Origin of the sequence: Rhizobium sp. BK196, assembly GCF_014193255.1 — a bacterium.
Classification (GTDB): Bacteria; Pseudomonadota; Alphaproteobacteria; order Rhizobiales; family Rhizobiaceae; genus Rhizobium.
This window is the reverse complement of record NZ_JACHZB010000005.1, coordinates 17,323-41,463: the sequence shown is the minus strand read 5'-3', so window position 1 is coordinate 41,463 and position 24,141 is coordinate 17,323. Positions and strand designations below refer to the sequence as shown.

Here is a 24,141-nt window from a genome sequence, read left to right as displayed (position 1 = left end):
CCTCAAGCCGAAAGCCGAGGCGGATCATGACAGCTTCATCCCTGCAGACCCCACCGCAGATCCTGCTGACCAGCGCCGGACGGGCGTGGAGCGGGCTGGCGGCCGAATTCCTGCATATTCCGCGCGGCATCTCCCGCGTTCCGGGTGGTGACATGCATCGTCTTGGCATTCACTTCGGCCCGCCCGTCAATGCCGATTGCCGCTGTGGCGGCCGACGCATGCGCCGCGTCCAGAAGCCGGGCGATATCGACGTCATGCCGGCCGGCCTCGATGGTTCCTGGGAGGATGATGCCGATTGCCGGATCCTGCGCGTAAGTCTCGATCCCTCGCGGCTTGAACAGGTCGCGGAAGATCTCGGGCGGGATGCCGGCAAGATCGAGCTGCAGCCAAGATTCCAGCTGCGTGACACCGGCATCGAGGCGATCTGCCGGGCGATCAAGGCGGATCTGGAGGCCGATATCCCGTCCGACCCGCTCTATATCGATCTTCTCGCCAACGCGCTCGCCATCCGGCTGATCGAGACGTCGAGCGATGGCGCTCCCCGGCCCGAGATCGGTCGTGAACAAAAACTCTCGGCCCGGCAATTGCGGATGCTGACGGAATTCATCGAGACCCATCTGGACCGGAAGCTGCATCTGACGGATCTGGCTGTCGTTGCCGGCGTCAGCGTCACAAGGCTGAAGAGCCTGTTTCGCAACAGCACTGGCTTTTCCGTGCACCAATATGTCATCCGCCGCCGCGTCGAATATGCACGTGCCCTGATGACGACGACGGATATGGCCGCAAGCGAGATTGCCGTTGCCGCAGGCTTTGCCCATCAGAGCCATATGGCAACGACCATGCGCCGGCTCATCGGCCAGACACCCGGAGAGATCTTGCGCGGAGTGAGCGAATTCCGCCCGAAATTGCAAAGACCAGCCTGAATTTGTGCGACGCCTTCGGTGCGGCCCCCTAGTCCTTGCGCGTCACCAGCAAGGAGAAAGACATGATTGCAATCCTTGGAGCCGCCGGAAAGATCGGTTATTCGACCGCCAAGGCCCTGCGCGAGGCAGGGGTGCCCGTGCGCGCCATCCTGCGCGATCCGACAAAGGCTGACCGCCTGAGCGCCATCGGCTGCGAAGTCGCATTTGCCGATCTGCAGGACGCCAGGGCGCTTGCCGGAGCGATATCGGGTGCCGACAGTGTTCAGGTCATTCTGCCGGCCGACCCGCGGGCCGCAGACATAAAAGCCGATATGCGCCGCTCGATCGAAAGCATTGCCGGGGCATTGGAGGAGGCGCGCCCTGCCCTCGTGCTTGCGATTTCCGATTACGGCGCCCATCTCGGCGAAGGCTTCGCCATGCCGAGCATGTTCTACCTGTTTGAACAGCGCCTTCGCCAGCTGGTTATGCGCCGGATATTCCTGCGCTCGGCCGAGCATATGGAAGGCTGGGGCCGCGTTGCGCCGATAGCGATCGCAACCGGCATTCTGCCGAGCTTTCATGACCCTGTCGAAAAGCAGATCCCCAACGTCTCGGCACAGGATGTCGGCCGCATCGCCGTCGATCTCCTGCTTCGGCCCGACATCGAAACGCGCGAGCAGATCGTCCACGCCGAAGGCCCGCGCCGCTATAGCGCAAGCGACGTGGCCGCAGCGCTGAGCCAACTGCTGGGGCGCACGATTACGGCTCAAGCCCTGCCCCGCTCGCAATGGCGGGAAAGCCTGGGCCGGGTGATGAGCGCCAGCGCTGCCGATCTCCTGACCGAGCTTTACGAGGTTCACAGCCGAGGCGGCCTCATCGATGTCGAGCCGAATGCGCGCGATGTCCGCCGAGGCTCCACCGAACTAATCGACGCGCTCAGACCTGTTGTCGCCGTGCGGTGACTTTAGGAAAGACCCCGCAAGCCGGAACCGGGTGAGGCTGAGGGGATTTACCCCTCAGCATAGGAGGTTCCGATGATCCGCAAACTGAAGTCTGGCGAATATCGTCTCTATTCCCGCAAACCCGATGCGAAGACGCACAAACGCAAGAACCTGGGCACTTTCAAGACCCGGGAGGCGGCTGAGAAACACGAGCGCGAAGTGCAGTACTTCAAGCATCACTAGAGCAACTCAGCAAACGTGCGTAGCGGCAGCAATAGCGCCGTTGTTGCGACAACTGCTCAACATGTTCAGCAGATCGGCTTCGCGTCAGCGGCCCGCCATGCCTTTCGGGTCACCCTGATAAGTAGCACCGCGGTTGGGGTCGCTGTAATAAGTCCGATAGCCGCCGCTCGAATACGTCTCTCGATAGGTGCCATTGAGCTGCTGATGCGTCTGCGAATAGAGATCTCCGTTTCGATAAGTGTTGTAGCCGCCGCCGAGATTCTGCTCTCTGATATAGGTATTGCCTGAACTGTCGGTAGAACACGGAGCCGAGACCAGATCGCAGGAAGCAGATGCGTTCCCGGCGGCCAGCAAGAAAATCCCAAACAAAACTGCTTTCATGCAAACTCCCTTTTTGCGAAAATGAATGCCACGCATGAGAGCAATGTACCCGAAGGGCGAAAGAGAACAAATAGAAAACATTTGGGCTCTGCCTCGCCCCGTCAACCGTTCGGGCCTTGTGACGATCGCGATCATCCGGTTGCTTGCAGCTTCCCTTTGCATCTGGCTTGCGTGAGACCTGTTCGTCGCTGAAGCGAGTTTTCGCCAGCTATTCCCGCACGAAGGCGCTGCGCAGCCAGTCGAGGAAATGACCCGCTGCCGGCGAGAGCGCTCGGCCAGGCTGAATGACGGCCACGAAACCGTTCTGGTAGGTCAGGAATTCCGATCGTTCCACCAGCTTGCCGCTTTTCAGCTCGTTCAGCGCAAAACGTCGCTCGACAAGCGCCACGCCAAGGCCGCTGACGGCGGCGCTGACGCAAAGATACATATGCGGAAAATAGAGCTCCGACTGCGCCGAGATCCTGTATCCGGTCGCCGCCTGCCAGTTGGTCCATTGTTCGCTCAAACTGTCGGGCGAAATGCGGGTCGGGAAGCTGAACTCATCGCCAGTGGCACTGAACGGATAATCCGGTGCAGACACCAGGCCAAAGGAGACCGAGGCGAGCGGGATATGCTCGCGCCTGAACTGCGGCCGCGACAGGCGATCCCAGCTCAGCATGATATCAACCCCGTCTCTCGCCCGGCTCGGGCCGGCGTCGCGCGCGCTCGACGACATCGTCAGCTGCACGCGGCAATTTGGATAGAGGCTGTAGAATTCCGCCAGACGCGGCACCAGCCAGACCATGGCGAAGGTGGCGCTGCAGGAAAGATGCACGCTCGCTTCGTTCCGGCTCGACTTCAGCTCCTGATAGCGCTCCTCCAGAAGATCGAAGGCCCGCGAGACCGTGGTGAAGAAGGCCGCTCCATCCTCATTCAGCCGAAGTCCTGTTCCCGATTTCTCGAAGACGGGAAGCCCAAGCTGCTCCTGCAGAAGCTGCAACTGCTTGGAAACGGCCCCATGCGTACGCCCCAGCTCGTCGGCCGCGCGTGTCACCGAGCCGAGACGTGCAGTGGCCTCGAAGGCCCGGAGATAGGAGAGAGGCGGCAGATGGCGGGCCATGGTTTTCTCATGTGTGAGTTTTTCTAACGGATGAAGTGAGGATAACGCGCTTTTGGAAATTCAGATACTGCCATAAAAACATGATATCCTAGCGAACAGAGCAAAGACCCTCGCATAGATATCCGTTAATAATAGGTGAGTTTTGCCAACAGAGAAAGGAAATTTCATCATGCATATGACAAATACGCTCCGCCTGTGGCGCGAACGCTGGACCGAGCGACGCATCTTCGCCCGCGAACTGGGTACCCTGCCCGACGAAACGCTCCGGGATTTCGGCATGACGCGTGAATCCGCCTACGAGCAGAGCCACCGGCCCTTCTGGCGCGCATAAGCCGTTGATAGGTTCAGCCTGGCAACTGCCGGTGCCATAACAGCTCGACCGGATGGAAGCGCACGAGCGAGATCCGGTGCAGGCGTGCGGCCACCGGTTGCCAGAGGCCCGTCGCACCGCTGATTGCCGCTCCAGCCTCCTCTGGGTTCAACTGCTCGCCGAGCGTGACATGCGGCACCCAGTTATCCGGCAGGTAATGCGGCCAGCACGCCGCCCCCGCAGAGGCGGCCGCGGCATGGAAGTTCCGATGGAGGAGGAGCAGCTCCTCGGAAACGACAGGTGCTGCGAACAGAACTGATGCCGGTCCGGGAAAAAGACCGATGGCAGAAAGTTTGACGCTGGGAGCGCGCATGTCAACGCTGAAGCGGTCGAGCACGTGTGTGAGAGGCTCGGGGTCGAGCCCGTCATAGACGGCAAGCGATATGTGCGGCTCAGCCTTCAAGCGACGAGGAGTGACGACGTCGGGTGAAATACGCTCCATATGCTCGATGATCGGCTGAAGCTCTGCTGCAGCATACGGATCCAGCTCCATGTGAACGGCAAACGGCAAGGCATCACCTGCTGTGTTTGCGGTACTATGTCAGGCGAATGAGAGAGCAACAATACCTGTTCCGGCGCATCCTTGACGCAAAGTCGGGACGCCCGCTTCACGCCGGCGGCATCCTCTCGAATTTCGGCACGGCCGGATCGAGGTGGTCCCAGCCATATCCGGCCGCAGTCCAGGATACCAGTTGCGGCTGGTAGCGGCTTGGATCGTCGAGGCTTGCCGGCGTAACGATGAAGACCTCGGGCATGTCGGGAAAGGTCATGTAGACGGCTGAACCGCATGTCGGGCAGAAGCCGCGCTGCTTGACTGTTCCACCATCGCCGGCGGTCTGCCAGAGGGATGCCTCTCCCTCGACCTTCACCTCCGCTGCCACGAAAGTCAGATGCGATTGATGTCCGGTGCCGCTGGAGCGCTGACACTGCCGGCACTGACAGTCGACCATGACGGCCGGCTCGCCTGATATCTCGTAACGGATCGCGCCGCAGGCGCAGCCACCGATATAGGACTTGGTCATGTCACTTTCCTCCTCGTTCAATGCCGTGTCTGTGAGGACGCCTCTTCGGCGACGACAGCGTCGAGCCGCTCGACAACCTTCTTCCAGCCTTCGCCCATGTTGCGATAGGCTATATCGTTCTTCGGAAGCACGAAGCCGGAATGGACGAGGCGCAGGCGCGTCCCTTCCTCGGTCCTGGCAAGGGTGAAGGTGACAACCGTCTCCAGTTTGGAGCCGTAGCCGTCAGCATTGCTCTCATGGCCGCCCTTCCATGCATAGGACAGGCGCTCATTCGGCACGACGTCGAGCACCTCGCAATGGATGGTACCATCCCATTCGCCGGCCGGTTTGGTCTGAAAGGTAAAACACTTACCGGGCACGGGCGCAAATCCATCAGGCGGCATCAACCAGCGGCCGATCAGCTCGCCGCTGGTCAGCGCCTTCCAGATGATGTCAGGCGCATGCGGGAAGACTTCATCGACCACGATAGCCTGCGTGTCGGAGGCGTGTCTTTCGGGATTCATGGCTTGGTTCATGGGTCGATTTCCTTCAAGAGCTTTCTGAGATCAGTGAAGCGTTCGCGCCAGAAGATGCCGTAATGGCCCATCCAGTCGGCCAGCGGTTCCAGACCGCTTGGCTCGGCGCGGTAATAGACATTGCGCCCCTCCGGGCGCTCGCTGACGAGGCCGGCCTGTTTCAGGGACTTGAGATGCTGGGAGATGGCGCCCTGCGTGACATTGCTGCCGCGGGTCAACTCGACCACGGTGATTTCCTTGGAATTGACGATGCGCTCGAACACGGCCCGCCGGGTGGGATCGGCAAGGGCACGCATGACAGCGGTTATGGCTTCGGCTTCGATCATGAAAAATCCAATAGCAGATACTAATCAATTAGTCAACACTATTGCATCTGAGCGCAATCAAAGACGGGTAATGCAACCCGCATGACGCCTTACGATCTGGTATCGGTAAGGGGCGAACGGACCTCCACACAGGCATCGCCGAACATACCTGCCCTCACCCGTGCTGTTGCCGGTGCCTGGCGATATCAGTGGACGGAACCTCGAACCGGTAGGCGCAGTTATACAGGCGAGCATCTGCGAGATTCACCCCATGTATGTCATCCTTGGCGCATCCGGACATATAGGCTCAGTCGTCATCGACGCCTTGCAGGCGTCGAGCGAGAAAGTCATCGCCGTCGTTCACAGTGCGCAAAAGGCCGCCGCCATAAAGCATGGCGGCGTTGAACCCGTCATTGCCGATGTGGCCGACACCGGGCAGCTTCGCTCCATCCTGCAAAAAGGGCGCCGCGCCTTTCTGCTGAATCCGCCGGGGGATATCAAAGGCGACACGAATGCCGAAGAAATGAAGACCGCCAGGAGTATTGCCGCAGCGCTCGACGGGTCCGGGCTTGAGAAACTCGTCGTGGCATCGACCTAAGCGCTTGATGGCGCCGGCATCGGCGATCTCTCTGTGCTGTATGAATTCGAACGCCTCGTGAAGGCAAGCGGCATTCCGACCGCCGTCAACCGCGGCGCATATTACTTCACCAATCTCGACATGCTTCTGCAGTCTGTGAGGGAGACCGGGCGCCTGCTCACGCCCTTCCCCGCTGATCTGAAGATGCCGATGGTTTCGCCAAGGGATCTCGGAGAGGCAGCCGTCGCTCGCCTCAAAAGCCCGGTTGACGATATCGGGATAGACTATGTCGAAGGTCCCGAGCGCTATTCCTTCGCCGATGTCGCCAACGCGTTTTCATCGCTTCTCGGCCGTCCCGTCACGATAGAGACGATCCCCCGCGAGAAATTCGAGGAATATTATCTCGGGCTTGGCTTTTCATGGGCAGCCGCCCGTTGCTATGCGAAGATGACTGAAGTCACCATCGACACCGGTTTCGAAATGTCCGGCCGTCCCCATCGGGGCGGGACGACGCTGGATAAGCATCTCGAAGCGCTTTTGGCAAAACACTGACGAGTCTCGTAGATACACGGCGATACAAAAAACCCCGTCTGCTGAAACATTTCCTATTCATCCCTCTGTTCAGATAGGCCCGTCGCCCTGTTACGGGTTCACCAGTCTGAGGGAAAGATAGTTAGATGAAGACCACCATGATCATGGCAGCAGGCGCTCTCATCATCGCCGGCGGAACGGGCCTGACGTCGGTTTATGCCGACCAGCCCATCCGGCGCACCGACCTCGTCAAGAACGACATCGACGTGCCCGGTCACGAGGCCTCACAGGTCCGCGTTGATTTCGGCCCCGGCGCCTTTGCGCCCAAGCATCACCATCCGGGCGAAGAGATCGCCCATGTCATCGAAGGCACACTGGAATATCAGCTGGATGGCCGAAAGCCTGTGACGCTCAAGGCCGGCCAGTCGCTGTTCATCCCCACGGGCGTTGCCCATTCGGCGCGGAATGTCGGAGATGGCAAGGCCTCGGAACTCGCCACCTATATCGTCACCAAGGGTTCGCCGCTCGTTGTACCGGTGAAGTAATCAGGCGGAAGATACGAGCCATCGCGCGATTGGCGGTGGCCGGCGACGGCAGACGATCCGCCCGCGACGAGGGTTTCAGGCTTTCTCGACGATCGCTCCCTTTAAACTGACCGCCTGATGACGACTGGCCCAGCTTACTGACTGGACGAAGCGGGCTCATTCTCGTCGTAGAGCCGGACACCCGGGATAGCGGGCAGCCAGGGCTCGCGTCTGACAGTCCATACCTCGACCATGGGCCTGATATTATCAGGTGCCGTATCCAGGGTTCCGACAAAGACTTCCACGCCGTCGTCGAACATGAAGAACAGCCGCGAGCCGCAGATCGGGCAGAAGGATCGCTTGTTGTAGGTGTTGATCTCGCCATCCATCTTGAACTTCGAGCGCCGCCAGTTGGCTGTCGCCGAGAAGATCGAGCCGGTGAGCTTCCGGCACTTGGTGCAGTGGCAGAGCCCTGATTGATACGGCTCGCCTTCGACTTCGTATCGGACTGCGCCACAGGCACAGCCGCCTGTTCTGATAGTGTCCATCGCCCTTGCCTCCTCCGCACCGGCACATGCATCACGCAACATAGCCGATATAGGGCCGAATGCAGCCTGCTTGTCGCCAGCCGTTACCGGTGATATGAGCTCTGCATGGACAGGACCGTGATCAACACCGTCGCGATGATGATGCCGCGCTCATAGCGTGGCGGGTTTCGTGCGTCCATAATGCACCAGTGACCGCCCTCGAGGCGGTCTTTTCATGGGTCGATCCGTCTCGCGGGCGAACAGCCTTCGGAAGGATCAACCGATGAACGAGCCCGATACCTATATCACCACCTCCATCCCCTATGTGAACGCCGCCCCGCATGTGGGTTTTGCGCTTGAACTCGTGCAGGGCGACGCCTATGCGCGCCATTTCCGCCTGCTTGGCCGCAACGTCCGTTTTCAGTGCGGCACCGATGACAACAGCTTGAAGAATGTTCGCTCGGCGGAAGCTGCGAGCGTGCCCGTAGCGGATTTCGTGAACGCCAATGCCGACAGGTTCGAACGGCTCGGGACGCGCCTCGATATTTCCAACGATGAATTCGTGCGCACCTCGCGCGACCCGCGGCATGTCGCTTGCGTGCATGCCTTGTGGAACGCCTGCGCCGACAATGGCGACCTCTATCGCAAGGCCTATGAGGGCCTCTATTGCGTCGGCTGCGAGCAGTTTTACGAGGCGTCGGACCTCGTTGACGGCTGCTGCCCGGAACACCGTGTGCCCCTCGAACTCGTCAGGGAGGAAAACTGGTTCTTCCGCCTCTCACGCCACGGCAACCGGCTGCTGCACCTCATCGAAACCAACGAGCTGAAGATCGTGCCGCCCCACCGGCGCAACGAGGTGCTCGCACTCGTCAGGCGCGGCCTCGACGACATCAGCGTCTCGCGCAGCGCTGAACGGGCGCGCGGCTGGGGTGTTCCCGTGCCTGATGGTGATGAAGTCGTCTATGTCTGGTTCGATGCGTTGGCGAACTACCTGACGGGACTCGGCTACGGCACCGATCACGAACTCTTCGACCGCTACTGGACCACCAGCGGTGAGCGCACTCACGTCGTCGGCAAGGGGATTTCCAAGTTCCACGCCATCTATTGGCCGGCCATTCTGCTTTCAGCGGGTCTGCCGCCGCCGTCGTCGATCACTGTACACGGCTATGTCACCGTCGATGGCCGGAAGATCGGCAAATCGGCTGGAAACGGCATCGATCCTGATGACATCATCAAGGCTTACGGCACGCCGGATGCGCTGCGCTATTACCTGCTCCGGCATGTCCGCTCGGGAGAGGATGGGGATTTCTCGGCCGAGCGTCTGGAAGCTGCCTGGACAGGAGAGCTCGGCGGCCAGCTCGGCAACCTCGCCAACCGGGTGCTGGCACTTGTCTCGTCGGCCTTCGGCGGGGTCGTTCCGCCACTGCAGGAGAGTGATTTCACGGAAGAGGCGGCGCGGCTTCCTGCGAAAGTGACTCAGGCCTTCGATGCTTATGAGCTGCATGTCGGCCTCGCTGATATCTTCGCTCTTGTTGGAGAGGCGAACCGGCGTTTTGCCAAACGCGCGCCATGGGCGGACGCCAAGGCCCTATTGGGTGACCTGACGCCCACGGAGAGGAAGGAGACGGGTGAGCGTCTCGGTGCCTGCCTTGCAGAGCAGGTGTACGGGCTGGCGGTGATTGCGCGGTGCCTTCTGCCCTTCCTGCCGCGATCGGCTGCGGCGTTGCATAGCAGGCTTGGGGTTGAGGTGCCTGATGTTTACAGCGCCCCGCTTGTCGTCGACGGGGTCAGAACGGCCTCGGACACGGTGCTCTTTCCGAGGAGAGTGCCGGGTCAAGCTGACGAACTGAGCGGCTGATTGGGCCGTGAGCCATTCCCAACACAGATGAGGGATGGTGAGGCATCACTACAGGGTCACACCCTCACCTCACCACATCGTCTTGGCGGCGCGCGCCGGCCATTCGCGGTCATAGGTCTCGTGGTCGAAATCACCGACTGCATCCTTCAGCATCTGTCCGGGCGTCGGCAGGTTTGCGGGATCGACGAAGTGGTCGGCGTTCCAGAGTTCGGCGCGCATCACCGCACGGGCGCATTGAAAATAGACTTCGACGATGCTGATGACGACGACAGTGCGCGGATGCTTGCCGTCCATCTCGAAGCTCTCAAGCAGCGCCTCGTCATTGGAAACGACGCCGCGGCCGTTGATGCGCATCACCGTGTTGGAGCCGGGGATGAGGAACATCAGCGAAAGGCGTGGATCGCGCACGATGTTGGAAAGCGAATCGACGCGGTTGTTGCCGCGCCAGTCGGGAAGATGCAGCGTCGTATCGTCAATGATGCGCACCACGCCACCGAGATCGCCGCGCGGCGAGCAGTCGAGACCTTCCGGGCCGACGGTCGCAAGCGCCACGAAGGGCGACCTCTCGATCATTCCGCGATAGAGCGGCGTCAGCGCCTTCGTTACCTTGTCGACGGAGGCCTGCGACAGGCCCGCGCCATAGATTGCGTTGAGCTCTTCGATATTGCTGATGATTTTCATCCGTATCCCGCCCGAGAGCGCCGTGCGTCCGTTCGGACGCACAAAGGACGCTCTAACCTCTTTGAATCTGCGCATCAGGCTGTCCGAAAATCGACTCGGATTTCGCGCCGATGCTGTGGTGCCGGCCGTCTGACCTGCGGCCGGGCGGACGCTACACCGATGCGCGACGCGCCGGAAGCTCAAAAATCGGAATGATCTCAGCATCTTTTTTGATGTCTTCCTCTGCGAGGAAAGCCGCGATCTCGCTCAGCACCGGCTCTGCCGAGATGATGCGCCGGTGGCCGAACCCATTTGCCCAGGACAGGCGCACATGATCGCCGGAAGCCGCATAACGCCGCGCGTGGTCGGCACTGACTTCCTTGTCGTCCTCGGCATGGATGACCAGCACCGGCTTGCCGATGGCTGCGGCAGTCTTTCCCGCATCGAACGCCTCCAGTCTCCGGCCGGTGACGCGCTCCACGACATCCTCGAGCGCGGCCTGTGCGGCCGGTTTCAGCCGCAGCATTCGGCCGAAATCGGTAAACAGCCATTGCATTTCACTCGGCGAGCCGATCAGCACCATACGCTCGGCCGAGACGGGCTTCACATCCGGCAGCATGGCGGAGGCAGAAACCATCAGCGCCGCGCCGCCGAAGGAATGGCCGATAACGGCATCGAAGTGGCCGAAGCGGGCTTCAGCCGCCGCAATCGCTTTGACCGCCAGCCCCATATGCAGGAAACGCCCGCCGGCCCGGCCGTGGCCGGGAAAATCGAGCGCGATCACTTCCGCACCGGTGTCTGCCAGCATCGTCACGAGGTCGGCCATATAGGCCATGCCGGATCCCCAGCCATGGGTGACGAGGTAACGCTTGCGCCGGCCGAGCGCCCCGCCGTTCAGCCTGTAAGCATGAGCGCGCGTACCCTCGACGGGCAGCAGGAAGCGTTCTGAGCCCGCGAGCCTCGCATCACCCGCCGCATGCGTCGCCTTTGCCTTCTCACCTTTCGGCCTGGCGGATGGCGTTCGGCAAAACAGCCGGAAGGCCGCTTCGCCGGCAAGACGCGGGGAGACGGCTTGCATGAGCGAAAATCCGAGGCGGGTGACCTTCAGCGTAAAGTTTGCCATGATGGGATTCCGTTAATGTTCAACACTGAACAATAAAGTACAACGATGAACAAAAATCAATCCCTACCCTGGGATCATCCGCGTTTTCGCAGCTGGATCGCGGTGGCTCGCGCCTGCCAGCTCATGCAGCAATCCCTGGCGCGCTCGCTTTCCGATCTCGACATCAAGCCGCCGCATCTCGATATTCTCGTCAACCTCTATCGCTTCGAAGGCATTTCGCAGCAGGAGCTGGCACGCAAGCTGCTGGTCGGCCGCTCCAACATGAGCATGCTCTTGCCGCAGATGGAAAAGCGCGGCCTGATCGTGCGGCGAGATGACGAACGCGACAAGCGCGTGCTGCGCCTGCATCTCACACAAGAGGGCCGCAAGCTCGCCGAGGAAGCCATGGCCATCCAGACGAGCCTTATCGAACGCACGCTGTCGGCAGAGCCGATCGAGCAATGCATGGCAACAGCCGATTCGATGGAGCGCATTATCGGCGTGTTGCTGCGGGATCTGCGCGACGAGGATTGATGTTTATATTCTCCCGATCAATCTGCCGCAGACGTCGGAGATGGCTCGAGCATAGCCCCTGCACCGCTGCGAGATTGTGTCGGCGCGCTGACGGGTATGGCTGCGGCGCTTCCTCCAGAGCCTATATGTTAGCAGAGCGCTTACGACCATCACTTGTCTATTGATTTCCGTTGCGGTAAATTATGCAAGATTTAGTTGTATCCATTGTGCCGGATCGATAGGCCAATGGCTGCTGAAGCGGTACCTTCGGATGACAACATGATCTGGAACCATCGCATCACACGCATCACTGTCGGTCTGCTGCTGCTGGCACTCATTACTGTCGTCGCATTGCCAGCGATCACCGGCTTTACGAGCCTTGACGGTACGGTCAACGCACGTTTCGCTCTCGTCAATGCACCAATCGACGGCACGATTGCAGAAGAGCCCCTCAAGGTGGGCAGCCCGGTCAAAGGGGGACAGTCTCTCGCAGAGATCAAAAATACGCGCGTCAATCGCGCGATCCTCGCCTCGCTCGAAGCAGATCGCAACACGGCGCTCGACCGCGTCGCAGCGCTGAAAAAGGAACGGGCGGAACTCTCTCAGCTTCGCGAGGAGCTGTCCGCCAGATTGGAAGTCTACAGGCAGACCACCATTGCCAATCTTGAACGCGAAGTCGAAATCCTGCGGAAGAAGGTCGAGGTGTCGCAAGCTCAGGACCTGGTGGCGCAGGTCGACCTCAACCGCCGGATGGAGCTCAAGTCGAGAGGCATTCTTACGCAGAAGCTGGTTGAGGTCGCGCGCGCCGCCGGTGCTGCGACCGGCGGCGAGGTCGAAATCAGCAACTTAACTGTCGATCAATTGCAACAACGGCTCGATGCTGTCCGCCAGGGCATCTTTGTCTTCGGTGACGGACAGAATGATGTGCCCTATTCACGTCAGCGCGAAGACGAGGTCATTATTCACATCAACGACCTGAACTCGCGCATAGCCGAAAATGAGACGCGCGCTGCCGAAGCTCAAAAGCAGTTGCTCGAAGAGAAAAACCGCGTCAGCAGCCTTGAATCCGCAACCGCAATAGCACCGTTCGACGGTGTTGTCTGGAGCAGGAGTATCGTCAACGGTTCGAACGTGGTGCTTAACAACGAGCTGATGCGCCTCCTCGACTGTCGAGAACTGTTTGTCGATATCCTTGTTCCGGAGGTCGACTATGACGACATCTATCCGGACCTTGCTGCGCAAGTCCGCCTGTTCGGCCGCAGTGATGTCTTCAAGGGTACGGTCATTTCTGTAAGAGGCAGCTCGGCGGCTGTCGAAACCGATTCCTTTGCAGCCAGTCTGCCGCCATCGACACAGCGTAACGCCCGCATTCGGGTCCGCCTCGATCCATCCTTCATGAACGGGGATTTTGCGAACTTCTGCCAGGTGGGGCGCACCGTGCAGGTGCGGTTTTCCAAACACGGCATCAACCTGTCAAACTGGGTTAAAAACCTGTGGTTCAGTATCTTGTAGCACTGGTTCCGACCTTTCTCGTTCTGGCCTTCTTCTTCCTGGGGCCGTTCAATTGGTCGCGCCATCGCACCTGGACGCGGACGGTGACCTGCGTGTTTGTGGCAGCAGTCCTACTGCGATACATGTTCTGGCGCTTGACCGAGACTGTTCTTCCCTATCCCAACGACGGTCTGAATTTCTATTGGGTCTGGATCCTGTTTGTGGTCGAGATTCTGGCCTGCGTCGAAGTGGTCCTTTTTTTGATATTGATGAGCCGCTACGTCGATCGGAGCGCAGAAGCCGACAGGCTGGCTCACGTTTTCTTTGCGCGCGACAAGCGTGAACTGCCAACTGTAGATGTTTTCATTCCTACCTATAACGAGCCGCTCGACGTGCTCGAGCGAACCATCATCGGTGCGCGCGCGCTGGATTATCCTGCCGACAAATTAAACGTGTATGTGCTTGACGACCAACGTCGGGACTGGCTCAAGGCCTATTGCGAGGAGAAGAACGCCATCCACGTCACGCGCGGCGACAATAAGCATGCCAAAGCGGGCAATATGAACAATGGGCTGAAGGTCAGCTCGGGCGAGTTTATTGCGATCTTCGACGCGGATTTTGTTCCCTATCGACATTTCCTGCGCCGGACACTGCCCTTCTTTAGCGATGAAAGCATCGGCATCGTCCAGACACCGCAACATTTCTTCAATGTCGATCCGGTGCAATCGAACCTGGGCTTGGAGAATATCTGGCCGGACGAGCAGCGCCTGTTCTTCGACGAGATCGCCCCGAGCCGGGACGCCTGGGACGTCAGTTTCTGCTGCGGGTCATGCTCGATTGCGCGGCGCACGGCCGTCGACGCCATAGGCGGGTTTCCGACGGAGTCGATCACCGAGGACCTGCTGACAACTCTTTCGATGCTCAACAAAGGCTACAAGACACGCTACCTGAATGAGCGGCTATCGATGGGACTGGCCGCCGAGAACCTGACAGGTTATTTCGTGCAGCGCGAGCGGTGGTGTCAGGGGGGTATTCAAACTCTTTACCTGTACAATGGCCCGCTGCGCGGACCGGGATTGACGCTCTTTCAACGGATCATGTTTCTGCCGATGTCATGGCTGGTACAGTATCTGGTCCGCTTCGCGATACTGCTTGTTCCGATCGTCTATCTCTGGCTCGGCCTGCTCCCGCTCTATTTCACGGAGATATCCGATTACGTGTCGCATCAGGTGCCGCTGCTGGCGGCGTATTTTCTGCTTATGCTGTGGATCACGCCGACCCGTTATCTGCCTGTGGTTTCCAGCGCGGTCGGGACCTTCGCGGCATTCCGCATGTTGCCTACCGTCGTCTCCAGCCTGGTGAGGCCATTTGGCAAGCCGTTCAGGGTGACGCCGAAGGGCAGCGGCAACGAGTCGAACCTGTTCGACCGTTACAGTTTCGCCTGGATCGCAAGCCTGATCACGGTCACCGTCCTCGGTCTTGTGGTCAATATCGTGCCGGAAACGTCGCCTATACAAGGTCAGTTTTCGCCGGTCGCCGCCGTTTGGTCAGGTATCAATATCATCGTCATGCTCATCGCCTCCCTGATCTGCTTTGAGAAGCCCCGGCGCCTGTTTCATGCGTTCAAACTCGATGAAGCCGCTAAGGTCGACGATGTCCCCGGTAAGGTCGTAAGTTTGGCCCTGGACAAGGCGGTCGTTGCGGTCCCCGTCACGGCGCGATTTCAATCAAAATCGGTCATGCTGAAGCTGCCCGGCTTCGCCCCGTTCGAAGCAGAACTCGGACAGGTCACTCAGCGAGGCAGGAGCATAAGTCGCGGCGGCGATAAGCAAGCTTACTATCTGCACCTGTATTTCGAACTCAGTGGCGCTGCTCGCGACAACATGATTGTGAAACTCTACACCGGTCAATATTCGCGGGACATCCGCGACATCGACAAAGTCGCCGTCTCCATCAATCTTTTGATGCGGTCCTTCGGGCGAACGCGCACGTTGTAGTAGGCTGGCGTTCGTCCCGACCAGCCGATCTTAGTGCAACGTCGCCGCCGCAGGCCCACGCGTCAGCGATTTGTATTCCCAGGCGGCCACGATGATCAGCACCAGCGCAGCTAGAATGCCCATCACATAGACCTGCATGAAGGGCGCGAGGAAGGCTGAGAGCAGCAGGATGACGATACCGGCAAGGTGGGAGAGCGGCAGGCGCCCGCTGGTGGCGCCCTTGAACCAGAGATTGCCGATCAGGAAGAGCCCCGATCCGCCGAGAACGGAGGCGGCAATGGCGAGATTGCCCGTCTCATGCGGATGCTCGAACATGAATTCCACCGCCACGGCATGGACGATGATGCCGGCAAGGATCGGAATATGCGCATAGGTGAAGGCCTGCCGCGCCAGGCTCCCCGGCGTATCGGCATGCTCGATCCGGTGGGCCGCCCGCCCATGGCCGAAGCGGAAATAGAGCCACCACATCGCGACCGTGCCGATGAAGCCGATCAGGAAGACCGCGCCGGTCATGGTCGAGAATTCCATCTCCGAGAAAGTGCGGCCGGAAACGAGTATCGCCTCGCCGAGGCAGATGATGACAAAGAGCGCGCAACGTTCCGCCATATGCGCGCCGGAGACGTCCCACTCTTCCGTCCTGGATTTGCCGAGGCCCGGCACCGCAAAGGCGAGCGCCGGTCCGCAATATTCGATGGCGAGAGCGATTACCCAGCAGATCAGCCGTGCCTCATGCTCCAGCAGCCCGCCTGATATCCAGAACACGCCGGCAACAGCAAGGTAGGTGGTAATGCGCACGAAATTGATCGTCGCCGAACGGCCGGCAGCCCGCATCGCATAGGTAGTGAAGGCCGAGCGGCCGACCTGCATCAGCACGTAGGCTGAGGCAAACAGCGGGCCCTTCTCACCGAAGGCCTCGGGAATGGAGGCCGAGAGAACGAGGCCGAGCAGCATCAGTACGATCAGCATCGTTCGTACCGGCATGCGTTCAGGGTCCAGCCAGTTCGTCACCCAGGCGGTGAAGATCCACACCCACCAGACGGCAAACATCATCAGCGCTGCCTCGGCGGCACCCAGCAGCGTATAATGGGCAAAGAGCGCGTGCGACAGCTGCGAGATGGAAAAGACGAAAACGAGATCGAAGAAGAGCTCGAGGAATGTGACCCTGCTGCCGGTGTGCCCGTGGGCTCGCAGCCAGCCCTTTTTATGTGTTTCCGTCATGTGCCCCTCGTCTGCCCCTCAGTTTACTGCGATCAGCGCGGCTTTTCCGCCACGTCGCGGCTCATTCCCTTGGCCGCGAGTTCTTCCTCATAGGCCGAGAAGAGCTCGAAGCCGCGCTCGCCGAGTTCGCGCAGATACGTCCATGTATAGATGCCGGTATCGTGCATATCGTCGAAACCGATGCGTACGGCATAATTCCCCGTCGGGATGACGGAGACGATGGCGACGTTGCGCTTGCCGGGCACAGTGACCTTCTGCCCCGGCCCGTGTCCCTGCACTTCGGCAGACGGTGACAGCACGCGCAAAAGCTCGGCCGAGAGATCGTAGCTCTGCCCGTCATTGAAATTTACCACCAGCCTCTGGCGGTCTTTCGAGACCCTGATTTCGGTCGGCCAGATATCGCTCATCATGATGTCCTCTTCTGATGCGAGGAGTAGGCGCTGATCTTTTTCAGCGCAAGCTCGAATTCGCGTGGCGCCGCGGCCTGTTTCCCTTGACGCCACAATAGCATATGCCCACATTGGGACGAGTACGGAGACAGTCGTGAACACAAGAGTCGGAACGATAGGCAATGCCGCCCCGCTGGTAGCGGATGCGGCCCCGATGATCGACCCCTTCGGGCGTGCGGTCACCTATTTGCGCGTCTCCGTCACCGACCGGTGCGATTTCCGCTGCACTTATTGCATGTCGGAAAACATGACCTTCCTGCCGAAGAAGGATCTGCTCACGCTGGAAGAGCTCGACCGGCTCTGTTCCGCCTTCATCGCCAAGGGTGTGCGCAAGATCCGCCTGACCGGCGGCGAACCGCTGGTGCGCAAGAACATCATGTATCTCGTGCGCCAGCTCGGCCGCCAGATTGGTTCAGGTCTCGACGAATTGACTGTTACCACCAACGGTTCGCAGCTCGCCCGCCATGCCGAGGAACTCTATGATTGCGGCGTGCGCCGTATCAATGTTTCGCTCGACACGCTCGATCCGGAAAAATTCCGCAAGATCACCCGCTGGGGCGATTTTGCCAAAGTCATGGAAGGCATCGATGCCGCCCAGAGGGCCGGGCTGAAGATCAAGCTCAATGCTGTGGCGCTTAAGGATTTCAACGAGGCGGAAATGCCCGACATGCTGCGTTTCGCGCATGGCCGAGGCATGGATCTGACCGTCATCGAAACGATGCCGATGGGCGAGATCGAAGAGGACCGCACAGACCAATACCTGCCGCTCTCCAAGCTGCGAGCGGATCTCGAACAGCAATTCACTTTCAATGATATCGATTACCAGACCGGCGGCCCTGCCCGTTATGTCCGCGTTGCAGAGACCGGCGGCCGTCTCGGCTTCATCACCCCGCTCACCCATAATTTCTGCGAGAGCTGCAACCGGGTGCGCCTTACCTGCACCGGCACGCTCTACATGTGCCTCGGCCAGAACGACGCCGCCGACCTGCGCGCCGCACTGCGCGGCACCGAAGACGACGGCCTGCTTCACGCCGCGATCGACGAGGCCATCACCCGCAAGCCCAAGGGCCACGATTTCATCATCGACCGCACCCACAACAGGCCGGCCGTAGCACGACATATGAGTGTCACCGGGGGGTGAGTAACAGCAGCGACCTTCCGGGCCTTTGGCACGGCGCTCCCTCTCCGCCCTCATTCTTGTGACAAGCACAGGAATTGTCTCTCAGGTCCGCGCTTAAATGAGGCTTCGGCTTCGAAGACCAGGTCATACTCCGCCGATTTTTCCGCAGTGCTCATAGCTCGTCAATCCGTTGCGCGTCGTTCCAGAATGTCCAATGGAGATTAGGATTCGGCCAGAGCCTCAACCCATTTTGCCGCAGCTGATCACCGGCACGAAAAAGCCCCGCCGAAGCGGGGCCAAGTCTTCTGATGTCGGATTGTTATCAGTGCCAGGTCTGGTTGTCGTACCAGGTGTCGATGTCGCGGCGGATACGATCCTTTTCGTAACCGTAGCGCTCTTGCAGCTTGCCTTCGAGCTGTTCGCGGCGGCCGTTGATCTGGTCGAGGTCGTCGTCAGTGAGCCTGCCCCACTGTTCCCTAACCTTGCCCTTCATCTGCTTCCAATTGCCTTCAACACGGTTCCAATCCATCACGGTCATCTCCTTCGTTGGACATGATCTGGAAACGATTGGACTGCCTAATTGTTCAAAAGAAAAACCCGCGATCCCGGAGCTTTCCCGGCCGGAATGATTCAATCTAACCAGGAAAGTCTCTCAAACCGCCGGTCTCTCGATGTCATCCTTTAAGCCTGCTTACGCAGCCCTGCCCGCCCAGCGTCCATCGGCACGGCCGTAACCATGCGCCTCGCCTTCGTCGCCGGTGCGGAAGCGATTGACCTTGTCGGAGAGCATGTCGACGCGCTGGCGCAGGCCCTGGATTTCGGCGTTGTTCTCTTCCACCATCGCCGCATTCTGCTGGGTAATCAGCTCGACGTCATGCACCGCCTTGCTGACCTCGTGGATGCCGGTCGACTGTTCGCCGGTTGCCGCTGAAATCTCGGCGACAAGACGCTGAACGCCACCGACATGGCTGATGATTTCGGCAAGCGCCCGGCCGGTTTCCTCGACGAGCTGCACGCCGCTCTGCACCTGGCCGGAGCTTGCCGAGATCAGCTCCTTGATTTCGCGGGCGGCCTTGGCGCAGCGCTGGGCAAGTTCACGCACTTCCTGAGCCACGACCGCAAAGCCGCGGCCCGCCTCGCCTGCACGTGCAGCTTCGACCCCGGCATTCAGCGCCAAAAGATTGGTCTGGAAGGCGATCTCGTCAATCACGCCGATAATGGTGGCGATCTTGTCGGACGAGCGGTTGATTTCGCCCATCGCATCGACGGCTTTGGCAACGACTTCGCCGGAGCGGGTTGCGAAAACCTGCGTTTCGTTGACGGACTGCGCCGTCTGCTTGGCACGGTCGGCGGTGGAGCGCACGACGTCGCTCAAATGCCGCAGCGCCCGTGAGCTTTCCTCAAGAGCGGCCGCCTGCTGTTCGGTGCGGCGCGCAAGATCGTCCGCCGAGGATGCGAGGTTGCCCGTACCGCCCTTGATCTCCACGGTAGCGCCGCGCACGTCGGCCAGCGTCTGGCGCAGCGCCTCGACGGCGTGATTGTAGGTATCGGCCATATCGACGAAATCGGCGGCAAGATCGCGGCGCATGCCGATTTCCAGATTGCCCTCGGCGAGCTGTTGCAGCACGTCGGAGAGTGCGTTCAGCGCCTGCTTTTGCTCAGCCTCGATCCGGGCGCGTTCTGCTTCGCGGCGGCTTGCCTCGTCGGCAGAGAGCGCACGCGCACTTTCGGCCTCCTTCTCCAATCGCACGTTTTCGACCGCAGCGTCGCGGAAGACGGCGACCGAGCGCACCATGTCGCCGATCTCGTCGCCGCGGTTGCGGCCTTCGATGGCAACGTCGAGATCACCATCGGCAAGCCGCGTCATCACGTCGGAGACGCGCTTCAGCGGGCCGCGCAGCGTCTCGACCAGCATCAGCCCGCCGATAATGGCGAGCAACGTGCCGAGGATCATCGCAAAGACGGAAACATTGGCCGAACGCTCGCTGTCCTCCTTGCCGAGTTCCTGCGCCTGGCCGACGAACTGGCGAAGCGAGGCCATGGCGCCGGAAAGGATTTCCGAAGATTGCTGGCGGGCCGCCTTCCAGTCCGCCGCAACCTTCAGCATGTCAGCCGAACCAGAGGTCAGCGAAGCCGCAGCCGGGGCAATCTTGTCCGCAAAAGCCTTCATCACCGCATCATTTGCGCCGAGCGCCGAGATCTTTCCGGCGGTTTCGGTCAGAGCCTTGAGGTCGGCAAGAACCACATCCCGGGCGGCGGCATCACGTGCGCTGAGCATCTGGCTCACATGCACCTGCAACCGGTCGGCACCGTCGCGCACCTGGTCGACGGAGGTCAGAAGCTCGCGCTGTTCGGCAATGCTCTTGTCGAGGCTGACGAAGCGAGCGGACGCCGTATCGCTGTTTTTGGCCGATTGCAGCGTCATCTGGCCCTCGGTATTGACGAAGCCGGTGAGCAGCGGCGCCATGCCGGAGGCTTTCTCATCCGGTGTGCCGTTGCCCTTCAAGAGCGCATCGAGCTTGCCGGCTGTTTCGGCGACCTGCGCGATCAGCGGCTGGCCATCCTTGGAGACCATGGTCTTGGCGATATCGAGTTGTTTTAGGATTTCGGCAATATGCTGCTGGGCGGCCTCGATCTGCTCCTCGGGCGTAAAGCCCATCTGGATGTCGACGCGCATCGCGCCCATTATGTCGGTCAGCGACTTGAAGGCTGCGGAATTGTAGAGAAGCGCCTTGGCGAAGACTTCCTTGTCGGTGAAATCCTTGCGCACCAGATCGGTCTGGCCGCCGGCTTCATCTGCAGCAGCCGAAATCGCCTGCACCGTTTTGTTAATGGCCGCGACGCTTGCATCTTCGCTCTGGCGCAGACCCCACAGCGTCTCCTGCTGCTTGCGCATGGCGGCGGCAAGGCCGCTGACCTCGGCTAGCTGGCTGCGCTGGTCGTCCGTCTTCAGCAGCCCGTTGAGGCGCAGGACGCCGCTCTCCTGCGCATCGATCGCCTTGCCGAAACCGGCCTTGCTCGCATCCGACGGATCGGAGACGAACTCCTGAAGTGCGGCCTGCAGATTCTCGAAATCGGAGATGTTCTCGATCGTCGCGCGCGTCACCGTCATGTGACCGTTCAGGATGTTGGCCGTGTGGTAGCCGAGGATGCCGACGCCGGCGATCAGCACCACAAGCGGGATGACGAACAGCAGGACCTTGGTGACGATACGACGGCTTTGCAGAAGTCGGTCGATGAAGTGCATGGGAAGCGGCGCCTTGAACTGATGGAACCGTCCACTCCGCAATCATTCCGGATGGTTCGGCGGCATCCTCCATCATGGAGAGTGGCCGCATCTTTCGCCGAATCGGTTGATACAACCTTAATCGGTAACCGGAAGATTTGGGAATTATCCTTATATTTCTAATATTTGCCGCAGCTGCAAAAGGATTTGCTTTACCTAACGGCAGGTTGTGGCGCACTGCAGCGTCGAATTATCCTTGGGTGTGACATTCCTTCGATACCCTTTCCGGCCTTTCCCTTCTAAAAGGGCTTGCAAGGGAAGGGAATCTCCAGCATGCCGCGATCACGCAATACCGAAGGCGCCATCTATATGAGCATGGCGATGGCGGGCTTTTCCGCAAGCGACGCACTCTCCAAATCCGTTATAGCCTACATGAATGCCGGCGAGATCATGTTTCTGCGCGGCCTCTTCACCAGCATTCTCGTGTACCTGATCGCCTGGAAGCTGGGTGCACTGCGGCCCTGGCGCGTCATGCTCAAGTCCGTCATTGCGCTGCGCATCGCCTGCGAGATCATCGCTGCCGTCACTTACATTACCGCCCTTGGCATGATGCCCATCGCCAATGCTTCGGCAATCCTGCAATCCCTGCCGCTGGTCGTGACCTTCGGCGCAGCACTCTTCTTCAAGGAGCCGGTTGGCTGGCGGCGCTGGATGGCGATCCTTGTCGGCCTTGCCGGCGTCATGGTCATCATCCGCCCCGGTCCGGAAGGCTTCACCGCCGCCGCCCTGCTCTGCGTGGCCAGTGTTGCCTCCACCGCGGGGCGCGATCTCGCCACCCGCGGCATCAGCAAGGACATTCCCTCGCTGATGATCACGACGGTGACGGCAATCTCGGTGGCAATCTTCGGCGCGCTGATGATCCCCTTCCTCGGCGGCTGGAAACCGGTCAGCGTCACCTCGCTCTCGCATCTGCTGCTCGCCTCCGTGCTTGTTCTGGTCGGCTACCAGTCGGTCATCCTCGCCATGCGTACCGGCGAAATCTCCTTCGTGGCGCCCTTCCGCTATACGAGCCTGATCTTCTCCTCCGTGCTCGGCTTCGTCTTCTTTGCCGAAGTGCCTGATTTCTGGACGCTCGTCGGGGCTGCCATCGTTATCGCGTCCGGCCTCTATACGTTCTATCGTGAGGCCAAGCGCCACGTGCCGCCGGTCGCGCAGGAATCGGCGCCCCGTTCACCCGTGTAAGAGTTCGCCCGTGTGATAGTCCGAGGTATCGCCATGACTGATTTCGTGCTCGACCCATCGACCATTCCGGGCGTCATTCTTGCTGGCGGACGCTCGTCGCGCATGGGCCGCGACAAGGCGGGCGTCACGCTCGGCGGCCGCAGCCTGCTCGATCATGTCCTGTCCCGCCTCTCGCCGCAGACGGCTGAGATCGCCATCAATGCCGACGCGGCCGACGGGCACAACCTGCCCATCGTTCCCGACCGCATTCCCGGCAAGGCGGGGCCGATGGCCGGCATTCATGCGGCCATGATCCATGGCACCGGCTTGCGCGCCACCCATGTCGTCACCGTCTCCGTCGATTGCCCCTTCTTTCCGACCGATCTCGTTAGCCGGCTTGCCGGTGCTGTAAGCCACTCCGAACAGATCGCCATCGCCGCCTCGCAAGGCCGCAGCCATCCGGTCTTCGGTCTCTGGCCGACCGCGCTCGCCGGCGATCTGGAACAATGGGTCAGGATCGACGAGAAACGCCGTGTTCGCGACTTCCTCTTGCGTCATGACGTAACGGAAGTGGCCTTCCCGCTGCATCCGACCCGCGCCAGTGTCCTCGATCCCTTCTTCAACATCAACACGCCTGATGATTTAATGGAGGCCGAACGCTGGCTGGAGGCCCTTCGTGCATGAACAAGATCGGTGGATGAAAGAAGGCGGATGACACAGAAAATCTTCGGCATCGCCGGCTGGAAGAATTCCGGCAAGACTGGGCTCGCGGTTCGCCTCGTCGAGGAATTCACTCGCCGCGGCTACCGCATTTCCACTGTCAAACACGCCCACCACGATTTCGACATCGACAAGGTCGGCGCCGACAGCTACCGCCACCGGCAGGCCGGAGCGCATGAGGTGACGATCGTGTCGGGCACGCGCTACGCCATCATGCACGAGCTGCGCGGAGAGCCGGAACCGAGCTTCGAAGAGATATTGGCGCGGCTGGCGCCCTGCGATCTCGTGCTCATCGAGGGCTACAAGCGCGAGCCGATCCCGAAGATCGAGGCCCGGCGGCTGGAGGCGGCAAGGCGGGATCCGCTTGCGCCTGACGATCCGCATATCGTGGCGATTGCGGCGGATCATGCGGTGGAGGATGCCGGCAGACTGGCGGTATTCGATCTCGATGATACCGTCGCGATTGCGGATTTCGTGGCGCAAACGGTTGGGCTTGCTCCGCCTTCTCCCCAGCGGGAGTCCTGAGGACGGGTCGAGACCCGCGGCTCGACCCTGGTGATGCCTGATAGGACAGATGAGGGGTTGAGCGACAAAGGAGGGAAGGTCTGAGCGGATAGCGAAGACGGTAT

General features: G+C 60.4%; 28 protein-coding genes. 15 read left to right on the top strand and 13 right to left on the bottom strand.

The features are described from left to right. The first annotated feature begins 26 nt into the window (after window positions 1-26). From FHT78_RS17625 to FHT78_RS17615, 3 genes are all read left to right on the top strand, one after another. On the top strand, window positions 27-923 hold the full coding sequence (locus FHT78_RS17625; protein ID WP_183746617.1) for an AraC family transcriptional regulator: 897 nt from the start codon (window positions 27-29) through the stop codon (window positions 921-923). Window positions 924-985: 62 nt separating this feature from the next. Beyond that, complete coding sequence (locus FHT78_RS17620; protein WP_183746614.1) at window positions 986-1,864, top strand: NAD(P)H-binding protein; 879 nt, start codon at window positions 986-988, stop codon at window positions 1,862-1,864. 72 nt (window positions 1,865-1,936) lie between these two features. Then, entirely contained in the window at window positions 1,937-2,086 is a 150-nt protein-coding gene (locus FHT78_RS17615; protein ID WP_113308362.1) for a hypothetical protein, read from the top strand. Between the two features lie 84 nt (window positions 2,087-2,170). Here FHT78_RS17615 and FHT78_RS17610 read toward each other — a convergent pair whose 3' ends face one another. Both FHT78_RS17610 and FHT78_RS17605 read right to left on the bottom strand, forming a co-directional pair. Further along, window positions 2,171-2,467 carry a hypothetical protein gene (locus tag FHT78_RS17610; protein WP_183746611.1) on the bottom strand — a complete coding sequence of 99 codons (297 nt, stop codon included), beginning with the start codon at window positions 2,465-2,467 and terminating at the stop codon, window positions 2,171-2,173. 208 nt (window positions 2,468-2,675) lie between these two features. Further along, window positions 2,676-3,566: a LysR substrate-binding domain-containing protein gene (locus FHT78_RS17605; protein WP_183746608.1), complete on the bottom strand. Its 891-nt coding sequence runs from the start codon at window positions 3,564-3,566 to the stop codon at window positions 2,676-2,678. A 169-nt stretch (window positions 3,567-3,735) separates the two neighbouring features. Between FHT78_RS17605 and FHT78_RS17600 the strand changes: the two genes are divergently transcribed. Beyond that, on the top strand, window positions 3,736-3,897 hold the full coding sequence (locus FHT78_RS17600) for a DUF1127 domain-containing protein (protein WP_183746606.1): 162 nt from the start codon (window positions 3,736-3,738) through the stop codon (window positions 3,895-3,897). Between the two features lie 13 nt (window positions 3,898-3,910). Here FHT78_RS17600 and FHT78_RS17595 read toward each other — a convergent pair whose 3' ends face one another. The 4 genes from FHT78_RS17595 to FHT78_RS17580 all read right to left on the bottom strand — a co-directional run bounded on the left by FHT78_RS17595 (window position 3,911) and on the right by FHT78_RS17580 (window position 5,799). Further along, the gene (locus FHT78_RS17595) at window positions 3,911-4,447 is read right to left on the bottom strand and encodes a 2'-5' RNA ligase family protein (RefSeq protein WP_183746603.1); all 537 of its coding nucleotides are present in this window, start codon (window positions 4,445-4,447) and stop codon (window positions 3,911-3,913) included. A 97-nt stretch (window positions 4,448-4,544) separates the two neighbouring features. Next, window positions 4,545-4,958, bottom strand: coding sequence for a GFA family protein (locus FHT78_RS17590; RefSeq protein ID WP_183746600.1), 414 nt, complete (start codon window positions 4,956-4,958; stop codon window positions 4,545-4,547). A gap of 17 nt (window positions 4,959-4,975) precedes the next feature. Beyond that, window positions 4,976-5,473, bottom strand: a complete 498-nt coding sequence (locus FHT78_RS17585; protein ID WP_183746596.1) for an SRPBCC domain-containing protein — start codon at window positions 5,471-5,473, stop codon at window positions 4,976-4,978. Next, window positions 5,470-5,799 carry a metalloregulator ArsR/SmtB family transcription factor gene (locus tag FHT78_RS17580; protein ID WP_183746593.1) on the bottom strand — a complete coding sequence of 110 codons (330 nt, stop codon included), beginning with the start codon at window positions 5,797-5,799 and terminating at the stop codon, window positions 5,470-5,472. The genes FHT78_RS17585 and FHT78_RS17580 overlap by 4 nt, the downstream gene beginning before the upstream one ends. Before the next feature lie 160 nt (window positions 5,800-5,959). On the opposite strand from FHT78_RS17580, the gene FHT78_RS29375 reads away from it, so the two are divergent. From FHT78_RS29375 to FHT78_RS17570, 3 genes are all read left to right on the top strand, one after another. Next, complete coding sequence (locus tag FHT78_RS29375) at window positions 5,960-6,376, top strand: NAD(P)H-binding protein (RefSeq protein WP_348644753.1); 417 nt, start codon at window positions 5,960-5,962, stop codon at window positions 6,374-6,376. 33 nt (window positions 6,377-6,409) lie between these two features. After that, on the top strand, window positions 6,410-6,907 hold the full coding sequence (locus FHT78_RS29370; RefSeq protein ID WP_246715337.1) for a hypothetical protein: 498 nt from the start codon (window positions 6,410-6,412) through the stop codon (window positions 6,905-6,907). 137 nt (window positions 6,908-7,044) lie between these two features. Beyond that, a complete protein-coding gene (locus FHT78_RS17570; protein ID WP_246715363.1) occupies window positions 7,045-7,431 on the top strand; it encodes a cupin domain-containing protein in 387 nt (128 codons plus the stop codon). 134 nt (window positions 7,432-7,565) lie between these two features. On the opposite strand, the gene FHT78_RS17565 is transcribed toward FHT78_RS17570, so the two are convergent. After that, window positions 7,566-7,958 (bottom strand): GFA family protein, encoded by a 393-nt coding sequence (locus FHT78_RS17565; RefSeq protein ID WP_183746587.1) that lies wholly within the window; start codon window positions 7,956-7,958, stop codon window positions 7,566-7,568. Between the two features lie 262 nt (window positions 7,959-8,220). On the opposite strand from FHT78_RS17565, the gene metG reads away from it, so the two are divergent. Continuing rightward, complete coding sequence (gene metG, locus FHT78_RS17560) at window positions 8,221-9,795, top strand: methionine--tRNA ligase (RefSeq protein WP_183746585.1); 1,575 nt, start codon at window positions 8,221-8,223, stop codon at window positions 9,793-9,795. A gap of 69 nt (window positions 9,796-9,864) precedes the next feature. On the opposite strand, the gene FHT78_RS17555 is transcribed toward metG, so the two are convergent. Both FHT78_RS17555 and FHT78_RS17550 read right to left on the bottom strand, forming a co-directional pair. Continuing rightward, window positions 9,865-10,476 carry a pyridoxamine 5'-phosphate oxidase family protein gene (locus FHT78_RS17555; RefSeq protein WP_183747564.1) on the bottom strand — a complete coding sequence of 204 codons (612 nt, stop codon included), beginning with the start codon at window positions 10,474-10,476 and terminating at the stop codon, window positions 9,865-9,867. Window positions 10,477-10,627: 151 nt separating this feature from the next. After that, window positions 10,628-11,578, bottom strand: coding sequence for an alpha/beta fold hydrolase (locus FHT78_RS17550; RefSeq protein ID WP_183746582.1), 951 nt, complete (start codon window positions 11,576-11,578; stop codon window positions 10,628-10,630). A 45-nt stretch (window positions 11,579-11,623) separates the two neighbouring features. Between FHT78_RS17550 and FHT78_RS17545 the strand changes: the two genes are divergently transcribed. The 3 genes from FHT78_RS17545 (at window position 11,624) to FHT78_RS17535 (ending at window position 15,558) form a co-directional block, all read left to right on the top strand. Continuing rightward, window positions 11,624-12,091 carry a MarR family transcriptional regulator gene (locus FHT78_RS17545; RefSeq protein WP_183746579.1) on the top strand — a complete coding sequence of 156 codons (468 nt, stop codon included), beginning with the start codon at window positions 11,624-11,626 and terminating at the stop codon, window positions 12,089-12,091. A 258-nt stretch (window positions 12,092-12,349) separates the two neighbouring features. Continuing rightward, complete coding sequence (locus tag FHT78_RS17540; protein ID WP_183746576.1) at window positions 12,350-13,582, top strand: HlyD family efflux transporter periplasmic adaptor subunit; 1,233 nt, start codon at window positions 12,350-12,352, stop codon at window positions 13,580-13,582. Continuing rightward, window positions 13,564-15,558: a glycosyltransferase gene (locus FHT78_RS17535; RefSeq protein WP_183746573.1), complete on the top strand. Its 1,995-nt coding sequence runs from the start codon at window positions 13,564-13,566 to the stop codon at window positions 15,556-15,558. Before FHT78_RS17540 ends, FHT78_RS17535 begins: the two co-directional genes overlap by 19 nt. Before the next feature lie 30 nt (window positions 15,559-15,588). Here the strand turns inward: FHT78_RS17535 and FHT78_RS17530 are convergent, their stop codons facing one another. Both FHT78_RS17530 and FHT78_RS17525 read right to left on the bottom strand, forming a co-directional pair. After that, the gene (locus FHT78_RS17530) at window positions 15,589-16,776 is read right to left on the bottom strand and encodes a low temperature requirement protein A (RefSeq protein WP_183746570.1); all 1,188 of its coding nucleotides are present in this window, start codon (window positions 16,774-16,776) and stop codon (window positions 15,589-15,591) included. Between the two features lie 32 nt (window positions 16,777-16,808). Next, on the bottom strand, window positions 16,809-17,183 hold the full coding sequence (locus FHT78_RS17525) for a DUF971 domain-containing protein (protein WP_183747561.1): 375 nt from the start codon (window positions 17,181-17,183) through the stop codon (window positions 16,809-16,811). Between the two features lie 136 nt (window positions 17,184-17,319). On the opposite strand from FHT78_RS17525, the gene moaA reads away from it, so the two are divergent. Further along, window positions 17,320-18,366 carry a GTP 3',8-cyclase MoaA gene (gene moaA / locus FHT78_RS17520; RefSeq protein WP_183746567.1) on the top strand — a complete coding sequence of 349 codons (1,047 nt, stop codon included), beginning with the start codon at window positions 17,320-17,322 and terminating at the stop codon, window positions 18,364-18,366. A gap of 301 nt (window positions 18,367-18,667) precedes the next feature. Here moaA and FHT78_RS17515 read toward each other — a convergent pair whose 3' ends face one another. Both FHT78_RS17515 and FHT78_RS17510 read right to left on the bottom strand, forming a co-directional pair. After that, window positions 18,668-18,874 (bottom strand): CsbD family protein, encoded by a 207-nt coding sequence (locus FHT78_RS17515; protein WP_183747558.1) that lies wholly within the window; start codon window positions 18,872-18,874, stop codon window positions 18,668-18,670. A gap of 162 nt (window positions 18,875-19,036) precedes the next feature. Further along, window positions 19,037-21,592 (bottom strand): HAMP domain-containing methyl-accepting chemotaxis protein, encoded by a 2,556-nt coding sequence (locus tag FHT78_RS17510; RefSeq protein ID WP_183746564.1) that lies wholly within the window; start codon window positions 21,590-21,592, stop codon window positions 19,037-19,039. A 312-nt stretch (window positions 21,593-21,904) separates the two neighbouring features. On the opposite strand from FHT78_RS17510, the gene FHT78_RS17505 reads away from it, so the two are divergent. From FHT78_RS17505 to mobB, 3 genes are read left to right on the top strand one after another with little or no spacing between them, the layout of a single operon-like run. Then, window positions 21,905-22,813, top strand: coding sequence for a DMT family transporter (locus FHT78_RS17505; RefSeq protein WP_183746561.1), 909 nt, complete (start codon window positions 21,905-21,907; stop codon window positions 22,811-22,813). A 33-nt stretch (window positions 22,814-22,846) separates the two neighbouring features. Then, window positions 22,847-23,476 carry a molybdenum cofactor guanylyltransferase MobA gene (gene mobA / locus FHT78_RS17500; RefSeq protein WP_183746558.1) on the top strand — a complete coding sequence of 210 codons (630 nt, stop codon included), beginning with the start codon at window positions 22,847-22,849 and terminating at the stop codon, window positions 23,474-23,476. 27 nt (window positions 23,477-23,503) lie between these two features. Then, complete coding sequence (gene mobB / locus FHT78_RS17495; RefSeq protein ID WP_183746555.1) at window positions 23,504-24,037, top strand: molybdopterin-guanine dinucleotide biosynthesis protein B; 534 nt, start codon at window positions 23,504-23,506, stop codon at window positions 24,035-24,037. Window positions 24,038-24,141: the final 104 nt, after the last annotated feature.